This is a genomic window from Arthrobacter sp. FW306-1B-F12A, from assembly GCF_058781865.1.
Genome location: NZ_JBYSXD010000038.1, coordinates 38,481 through 46,261, shown reverse-complemented (window position 1 = coordinate 46,261; position 7,781 = coordinate 38,481). Strand labels below are relative to the sequence as shown.

Genomic DNA, 7,781 nt, shown 5'->3' with positions numbered 1-7,781 from the left:
GCTGCGCGGCCGCCCGGCGACAATGGCCCGGTCCGGACGGGCAGGGAACGAACGCCCTCACTTCATATCGTCTAACTCGCAGATGTTGTCGTTTAGAGGCCTCATAACGACACCTACTGCTAGTTAGTTGGGTGTTCTACGCTGGGTCCATGGACGGGACCCGAAGGGCCTTCAGCGACGAAGCCGACTATCACGAGGCGAACCTGGCCGTTTACTACGACCGGCAGGCCGGCATCCAGAACACCCGCGCCATGACCCCGCGTCGGACGGAATGCCGCGACTGGTTTATCCGCCTGCTCAAGGAAGAACACAGGCACTCGCTGTTCGAACTAGGCTGCGGCACAGGCGTCGAAGGCTTGGAATTCGTGCGGGCCGGATTGCACTACACCGGCGTCGACCTGTCCGAGGAGAGCATCCACGTTGCCCGTGCCAAAGGGCTCGACGCCAGCGTTGCCAGCGGCCGGTCCCTGCCGTTCGCCGATGCTACTTTCCCGGCCGTGTGGACTATGAGCACCCTCCTGCACGTGCCCAACGTGGTAATCCACGACGTCGTCAGTGAACTCGTGCGGGTCAGCGCGGCTGGCGCGCCAATCGCCGTCGGACTCTGGTCCGGTGACGATGAGGAAGTCCTCAACCCCGAGGACGAAGACGAGCCGCGGCGGTTCTTCAGCCGGCGGAGCGATGACACCCTGCACCGCATCTTTGGCGCGCACGGCGACGTCGAGCGCTTTGAGACCTGGCCCGAGGGCACAGGAGTCGAGTCGGGACCCGGCGCCGGGAACTGGACGCAGCATTACCAGTTCCTGGTCCTCCGGACTCCTTCGCTTGGGCCCACGCCGCCAGGGTTCCCTGGCCGAGCGAAGCGAGGTTAGGCAGGCGCCGTCATCTAGGCTTGCCCCATGGCTCCCATTTACACGTTCGCCGGGGATACCCCGGCCATCCATGACACCGCCTTCGTGGCACCCACGGCTTCCATCATCGGCAAGGCAACCCTCGGCCAGGACTCGAGCGCCTTCTATGGTGTGTCAGTCCGTGCCGACACCGCCGCCATCAGCGTCGGTGCCGGCTCGAACCTCCAGGACAATGTGGTCCTGCACGCCGACCCCGGCTTCCCCTGCACCGTCGGCGAGCGCGTCAGTGTCGGCCACAGCGCCGTCGTCCACGGATGCACCGTTGAGGACGACTGCCTCATTGGCATGAGCGCCACCATCCTGAACGGAGCCGTGATCGGTACGGGTTCGCTGGTGGCCGCGGGCGCCGTCGTGCTTGAGGGAACTGTCATCCCGCCGCGTTCCTTGGTTGCGGGCGTGCCTGCCAAGGTGCGACGCGAACTGAGCGAAGAAGAGCTCGACGGCGTGAAGCGCAACGCAGCGCACTACCGGGAGCTAGCGGCGGCGCACCGCGGGATGCACGCGCAGGGTTAGTCCAGGCTGATCGGCCCCAGCTCGTCCAACAGGTCACCGGGACCGGGGTTGCCTGCCACGGACGAACCACCGAGGTGGTTCACCACGCCCCACACAGCGTTCAGCCCTGTGGTGACGGCGCCTTCGGCCCAGCCTGCGGTGAACGAGACGTCGTCGCCCGCAAGGAAGATGCCTCGCTGGCTCTCCGGCAGCTTGTCCTGCTTGAAGTGCGTGAACAGGCGCTGCTGGTAGCGGTAGTGCCCTGGCAGGTTGGCCTTGAAGGCACCCATGAAGTTGGGGTCGGCCTCCCAGGAAACGGTGATGGGCTGTCCCACGATGTGGCTCGCGATGTCCACACCCGGGTAGATCTGCTCGAGCGAGTGCAGCATGAGCCTGACGCGTTCCTCGGCGCTGAGCGAGAGCCACTTCAGGGCGTCGTCGTTCCACGTATAGGAGAGCAGGATGACGGCAGGCTTGTCCGGGCCGTCGTCGAGCAGGTACGTCGCCCGGTTGAGCCGGTCGGTCAGCGTCATGGACAACACTTCGCGGCCCGTTTCGGGGTCGATGTCCTTCCAGAACGGCCGGTCCACCATGACGAAGGTCTTGGACGACTGCATGTAGTGCGAGCGTTCGATCGCGGTCCACAGTTCCGAGGGGAACAACGATTCCTGGGTGTGGATGCGCGTGGACAGCAGCCAGGACTGGCAGGTGGTCACGACGGCGGAGTACCCGGTTTCGCGGCCCCAACGCTCGCGCACCATGAGGTCGCCGTCCGCTCCGCGCTCGATGCGGTCCACGGCTCCGCGCTCGATGCGGTCCACGGCTCCGCGCGGGGAACCGGAATGCAACGATGCGAGCGAGGTGCCCTCGGGCCAGTGGGCCATGCCCGACGGCGCGTGGTGCCAGAGTGCCTCGGGGAGCCGTTGCGCTCCCCCGGTGATGAGGCGGTGCTGGTCATCGGCGTCGGTGTAGACGACGCGCAGGATTTCGAGGATGGAGTTGGGGAAGTCGGTGTCCCAGCCACCCGTGCCGAAACCTACTTGGCCGAAGGCCTCGCGGTGCGCGAATCCGGCGTCCTTGAAGGACGTGCTTGCGGCGATGAATCCGTAGAAGGTCTGTTCGTCGAGCAGCGGGAGCAGCCCGTTCCATAGCTCCTTGATGCGCTTGGTGTCGCGGACCCGGATCGCCTCCTGCATTTCCTGGAACGCGGCGCCGTCATTCACTGCGGCCTTCCAGGCTGCGGCAACCTCGTGGAAGAACTCCGGCAGCTCAGCCGACGTGGCGGCGTAGTGCTTCTGTCCGGCCAACTCGATCACGGTGCTCGATGTTGCCGGGGCAAGCGGGTTGGGGAATTCCTGGGTGTCCAAGCCGAGGAGTTCCACGTAGTGGTAGAACGCCTTTCCGGACACCGGGAAGCGCATGCCACCGAGGTCTGCCACCACTCCGGGAGCGGACGGGAAGCTCGCGGTGCGCAACCGCCCGCCGATTTGGTCGGCCTCGTAGACAACGGGGCGCAGCCCGAGCTTCATGAGCTCGTAGGCCGTCACGAGTCCCGAAAGGCCCGCACCGATCACCGCGACCTCTGTGCCGTACAGTTCCGGCGGAATGACCGCCAGCCCGTCGGGGTGGGCCAGGTAGTGGTCGTAGCTGAACGGGAAGTCCGGGTTCAGCATGGTGATGGGAGCGTCGGCCGGCGTTGCTTGGGAAATTCCGGCATCCCCCGCGCGGGGTGTGGGTTCCGTGGGCAATTCGGTGGCGATGGTCATGAAAGTTCTGCCTTCACAGTTTCCGGGTCGGCGACCCTGGCGGATAGTTCACGGTATTCCTGTTCGGTCAGGGCCGCTACCTTGGAGTTCCGGCGTCCATAGCCGAAGTAGAGGGCGATCCCCACGAGCATCCAGCCACCGAACACCACCCAGGTGTCGGCACCCAGGTTGGCCATGAGGTAGGCACACATGAGGGTGCCGAGGACGGGGGTGATCGGGTAGAGCGGTACGCGGAAGCTGCGCTTGAGCTCCGGGCGGTTGCGCCGCAGGTAGATGACGGCGACGTTGACCAGCGCGAACGCGAAGAGGGTGCCGATGCTGGTGGCGTCGGCCAGCGCGCCGAGCGGGACAAGCCCAGCGGTGAGTGCGACGGCGGTGCCCACGATGAGCGTTCCGGCCACCGGAGTGCCGGTGCGCGGGGAGATCCGGCCGAAGACTTCAGGGACCAGTCCGTCGCGGGACATGGAGAGCAGGATGCGGGTCTGGCCGTAGAGGACGGTCAGGACGATGCTGGCGATGGCGAGCACGGCACCGATGGAGAAGACGAGCGCGATCCAGGGTTGGTGGGTGGTTTCCTCGAGGATCTGGACGAGGGCTGCCTCTGTGCCGCCGAACCATTCCCAGGGCCGGGCACCGATTGCGGCCACGGCAACCAGGACGTAAATGCTGGTCACGATCACCATGGAGAGCAGGATGGCCCGGGGCAGGTCTCGCTTGGGGTTGCGGGCTTCTTCGCCAGCGGTAGAAGCGGCGTCGAAACCGATGTAGGAGAAGAACACCCGGGATGCTGCGGCCGAAACGCCTGCGGCACCCATCGGCATGAGAGGTTCGAAGTTGCCGGCGTTGAACGCGGTGAACGCAACGGCGCAGAAGAACAGCAGGATGACAATCTTGATGGTCACGATCGCAGTGTTGATCCAGGCGCTTTCCTTGGCGCCGCGCACCAGCAGGACCATGGCGAGGACCACGATCAGCATGGCCGGCACGTTGACCACGCCGCCGCTGCCCGGTGGCTGGGACATCGCGTCCGGCAGGAACTGCCCGAACGCGGCGAGCGTTTCGTTCACGTATTGCCCTGCGCCGACGGCCACGGCAGCCACGGAGACCGCGTATTCGAGGACGAGGCACCAACCACAGATCCAGGCCATGCCCTCGCCCATCGTGGCATAGGAGTAGGAATAGCTGGACCCGGCGACGGGCACGAGGCCTGCCATTTCGGCGTAGGACACGGCCGAGAACAGGGCGGCCAGCCCAGCGACCACGAAGGAAATCCAGACCGCGGGTCCGGCCAGCGGCACGGATTCACCCAGGATCACCAGGATGCCGGTTCCCAGGGTCGCGCCGACGCTGATCATCGTCAGCTGGAGGACGCCGAAGCTGCGGACCAGCGGCGTACCGCTTTCGCTGCTTCCTGCTTCGCTGACCATTTGCCCGATCGGCTTGCGGCGCAGGAGCTGCGAACCGAGCCCCGGGCGGCGGGCGGCATTGCCTGCATCCGTATTCGTGGCGTGCGTTGGCTTGGTCTGGGTGGAGGTAGGCACAGTCACCGTTGACGTCCCTTCAGAGTAGTTGGCGGTTTCCCCTGACAACCGTAAGCCTGTGAGCCAGCTCTCACGGCGGTGCAAAATGACCTATAGTGATCAACCATGAGACGTATTGCACAATCAGAAACGGCGCCCGGAGCGGCGCTTTCCGGGCAGGTCAGCGTTGATCTGTCTGCGATTTCAGACAACATCAAGGCCCTCAAGAAGCGCACCGCCGCGCCGCATTTCATGGCCGTGGTCAAGGGGAACGGCTACGGTCACGGCCTCGTCGACGTGGCCCGCACGGCGGTGGGGGCAGGGGCTGATTGGCTCGGAACGGCCCAATTGAGCGAAGCCATCACCTTGCGTCAGGCGGGCATCACCGTGCCGGTCCTGTCGTGGCTGTATCTGGCATCCCAGACCAGCGCGACCATCCGTGAGGCACTCGAGTACGACGTCGACGTTTCGCTTGGGAGCGTCGGTCAACTTGAGGTGCTGGCCGGGATCGCGGAGCAATTGGGCCGCCCCGCCGTCGTGCACCTGGAGCTGGACAGCGGCCTCAGCCGCGGCGGCGCGCGGAAGGAAGACTGGCCCGAACTCGTGGCCCGGGCACGCAAGGCGGAGCAGGACGGCACGGTGCTTGTCCGCGGCATCTGGACCCACTTGGCCTGGGCCGACGTTCCCGCCCACCCCGGCAACGCCGCGGCCGTCGCGGAGTTCGAAGACGCAGTTGGCGAAGCCCGCGCTGCCGGACTGGACCCGCAGCTGCGGCACGTGTCGAGCTCGGCCAACATCCTGGACCGGCCCGAATTCCACTTCGACATGGTCCGCGCCGGACTGGCGATTTACGGCTTGGCCCCAGCGGACCATCTGGATCCCGCCGACTTCGGACTCCGCCCCGCTTTGAGCGTCACCGCGCCGCTCGTCATGGTCAAGAAAGTCCCGGCGGGGACTGGCGTCAGCTACGAACACCAGGCCATCACGCACGAGCCGCGCTACCTCGGACTCATCCCCCTCGGCTACGCCGATGGTATCCCCAAGGGCATCAGCGGCCGGAGCCTGGTCCAGATCGCCGGCCGGAGGGTCCCGGTGATTGGCAAGGTGTGCATGGACCAGTTCATGGTGGACCTCGGCCCGGACGCGTCCGGAATCGAGGTCGGAGACACAGCGGTTTTGTTCGGTGATCCCGCAGGAGGGGCCGCGAGTGCCGACGATTGGGGCGCCGCCATCGGAAGCCACGGCGACGAGATCATCAACCGGATCGCACCGCGGCTCCCCCGCGTGTATGAGTCGAGCGCCTACGAGTGCCCCGATTACCAGGAGGCACCGAGCGATGTCGCCTGAGCCAGCCGCCGGCCGCCTGAGTTTCGTCACGCTTGAGCAGTTTCTGAAGCAGCTGCCGCCGGAGTTGGAGATACTCCACGACGGCGGCAGCGGCGGGGAGCTGCTGCGCTGGGTTGAACCCAGCGAACTGGACGACCCCACGCCCTACCTGCCGGACGGGGAGTTCCTGCTGACCGCGGGGCTCCCTTTCCTGGGGGACGGCGGGTCCAGCGAGAACGTCGATGCTTACGTGAAGCGGCTGGTGGGGGCCAAAGTGGCGGCGCTGGGCTTCGGGATCAGGCCGTATTTCGACGCCGTCCCGTCCGAGCTGCTGAAAGCGTGCCGCCGGCACAAGCTCACCTTGATCGAGATTCCCGAGTCCATCCCGTTCGCAGCGATCGGCTTAGAGTTCTCCCAGCTCCTGGAATCGGACAATGCGAAGGTCTTCCGCCAGCTCGCGGACACCAACCGGCAACTCATGCGGGCGGTCCTCTCCCCTCGGCCTGAACACGAGCTGCTCGCCGCTTTGGTCCAGAAGGTGCCCGTCTGGGCACTTCTGGTCGGAGCGGACGGGCGGGTACGTGCGCGCGCCCACGCGGCCGGCGGCAGCACCGGCGTCGAGCATTCACTGCTGGAGCCCATGCTGGAACGGCTCCTTTCGGGCAGCGGGCCGCGAGTCGAGGTGGACGGCTTTGAGCAGCCGGGATCGGAGAGGGTCTTTGGCCACCCGCTGCGGAGCACCAAGGACGCCAACCTCGGCGCCCTGATCCTGGGCTCGGACGCTGCGCTGACGCCCGCACAGAACAGTGTGGTGCAGTCGGTGGTGGGGTTGCTGGAGTTGCTGGTCCGCCAACGGACCAGCGGCTCGCTCGCCCCGAGCCAATTGGCGACGGCGTTGTTGCTGCACCCTGAAAGCCTTGCCAGCGGCGGGACCCGGCACGTGAACGGGCTCAAGGACCTCCTCGCGCAGAGCCTGTCTTCCACCAGATCCGCTCCCCTGCGCGTGGTCCAGGGCATCAAGGTGGACTCTCCCGAATGGCCCGCCGGCGACAGCCCGGTGCGTGAGCTCTTGCAGTGGCGGCGCCTTTTCGACACCAAACTGGTGGAAATCACCGAGTACGGATTCGCCGCGATCACTCGCTTGAAGGTGGACGACGCGCTCTTGGCGGACGTAGAAAAGCTGGGCTGGCGGCTCGTCATCGGAGACCCGACCGAACTGACAGGCCTCGCCGCAGCGCACCAGCGGGTGACCTCGCTACGTTCACGGGTCCAGTCCAGCGGACGGAGCGCCCGCGTCGACGAGGTGACCTGGTCGGTTACCGGGCTCCTGGGCCGCGAGGCCGGGTCCATGCTAGCTGCGAGGCTTCTTGAACCGGTGCTTGCTTTGGAAGCTGATCGGCGCGATCCCCTCTTGGCAGTGCTCAGGGGCTGGCTAAGCGAAAACGGCAGCTGGGACGCCTCCGCCAAACTGCTGGGATTGCACCGCAACAGCGTGCGCCGCCAGATCGGCCTGCTCGCCGAACTGCTCGATACGGATCTGAACCAGGCCCAGGTGCGTGCGGAGCTTTGGATCGCGCTGCAGTACGCGGACGGTTTGGCGGGCGGAGGGGATGCCTAGTCCCGGGCACTTTCTGACTGCGGCACCGTCTACGTGTCGTGCTGCTTAAAACACGTAGACGGAGCCGCCGGCACACGGAGAAACGTCGATTTTGCACGTATTTTGCCGGGTTTCACCACTTAATTTCGCCGTTTGACCACTGAGACGC

The 7,781-nt window shown here is 66.0% G+C and carries 6 protein-coding genes; 4 read left to right on the top strand and 2 right to left on the bottom strand.

Going from position 1 to position 7,781, the window contains the following annotated elements:
• Positions 1-149: 149 nt before the first annotated feature.
• Both AC3WJU_RS16685 and AC3WJU_RS16680 read left to right on the top strand, forming a co-directional pair.
• Entirely contained in the window at positions 150-872 is a 723-nt protein-coding gene (locus AC3WJU_RS16685; RefSeq protein ID WP_306964063.1) for a class I SAM-dependent methyltransferase, read from the top strand.
• Between the two features lie 27 nt (positions 873-899).
• Complete coding sequence (locus AC3WJU_RS16680) at positions 900-1,424, top strand: gamma carbonic anhydrase family protein (protein WP_306964061.1); 525 nt, start codon at positions 900-902, stop codon at positions 1,422-1,424.
• Here AC3WJU_RS16680 and AC3WJU_RS16675 read toward each other — a convergent pair.
• Positions 1,421-3,169 carry a flavin monoamine oxidase family protein gene (locus tag AC3WJU_RS16675; protein ID WP_492260382.1) on the bottom strand — a complete coding sequence of 583 codons (1,749 nt, stop codon included), beginning with the start codon at positions 3,167-3,169 and terminating at the stop codon, positions 1,421-1,423. The genes AC3WJU_RS16680 and AC3WJU_RS16675 overlap by 4 nt on opposite strands.
• A complete protein-coding gene (locus tag AC3WJU_RS16670; RefSeq protein WP_306964071.1) occupies positions 3,166-4,596 on the bottom strand; it encodes an amino acid permease in 1,431 nt (476 codons plus the stop codon). The genes AC3WJU_RS16675 and AC3WJU_RS16670 overlap by 4 nt, the downstream gene beginning before the upstream one ends.
• A gap of 219 nt (positions 4,597-4,815) precedes the next feature.
• Between AC3WJU_RS16670 and alr the strand changes: the two genes are divergently transcribed.
• The gene (gene alr / locus AC3WJU_RS16665) at positions 4,816-6,036 is read left to right on the top strand and encodes an alanine racemase (protein WP_306964057.1); all 1,221 of its coding nucleotides are present in this window, start codon (positions 4,816-4,818) and stop codon (positions 6,034-6,036) included.
• Entirely contained in the window at positions 6,026-7,633 is a 1,608-nt protein-coding gene (locus AC3WJU_RS16660; RefSeq protein WP_306964054.1) for a PucR family transcriptional regulator, read from the top strand. The genes alr and AC3WJU_RS16660 overlap by 11 nt, the downstream gene beginning before the upstream one ends.
• Positions 7,634-7,781 lie beyond the last annotated feature (148 nt).

Excerpts from the sequence above, each read along its gene's own strand:
- AC3WJU_RS16685 (WP_306964063.1), top strand. The coding sequence starts at position 150 with ATGGACGGGACCCGAAGGGCCTTCAGCGACGAAGCCGACTATCACGAG.
- AC3WJU_RS16680 (WP_306964061.1), top strand. The coding sequence starts at position 900 with ATGGCTCCCATTTACACGTTCGCCGGGGATACCCCGGCCATCCATGAC.
- AC3WJU_RS16675 (WP_492260382.1), bottom strand. The coding sequence starts at position 3,169 with ATGACCATCGCCACCGAATTGCCCACGGAACCCACACCCCGCGCGGGG.
- AC3WJU_RS16670 (WP_306964071.1), bottom strand. The coding sequence starts at position 4,596 with ATGGTCAGCGAAGCAGGAAGCAGCGAAAGCGGTACGCCGCTGGTCCGC.
- alr (WP_306964057.1), top strand. The coding sequence starts at position 4,816 with ATGAGACGTATTGCACAATCAGAAACGGCGCCCGGAGCGGCGCTTTCC.
- AC3WJU_RS16660 (WP_306964054.1), top strand. The coding sequence starts at position 6,026 with ATGTCGCCTGAGCCAGCCGCCGGCCGCCTGAGTTTCGTCACGCTTGAG.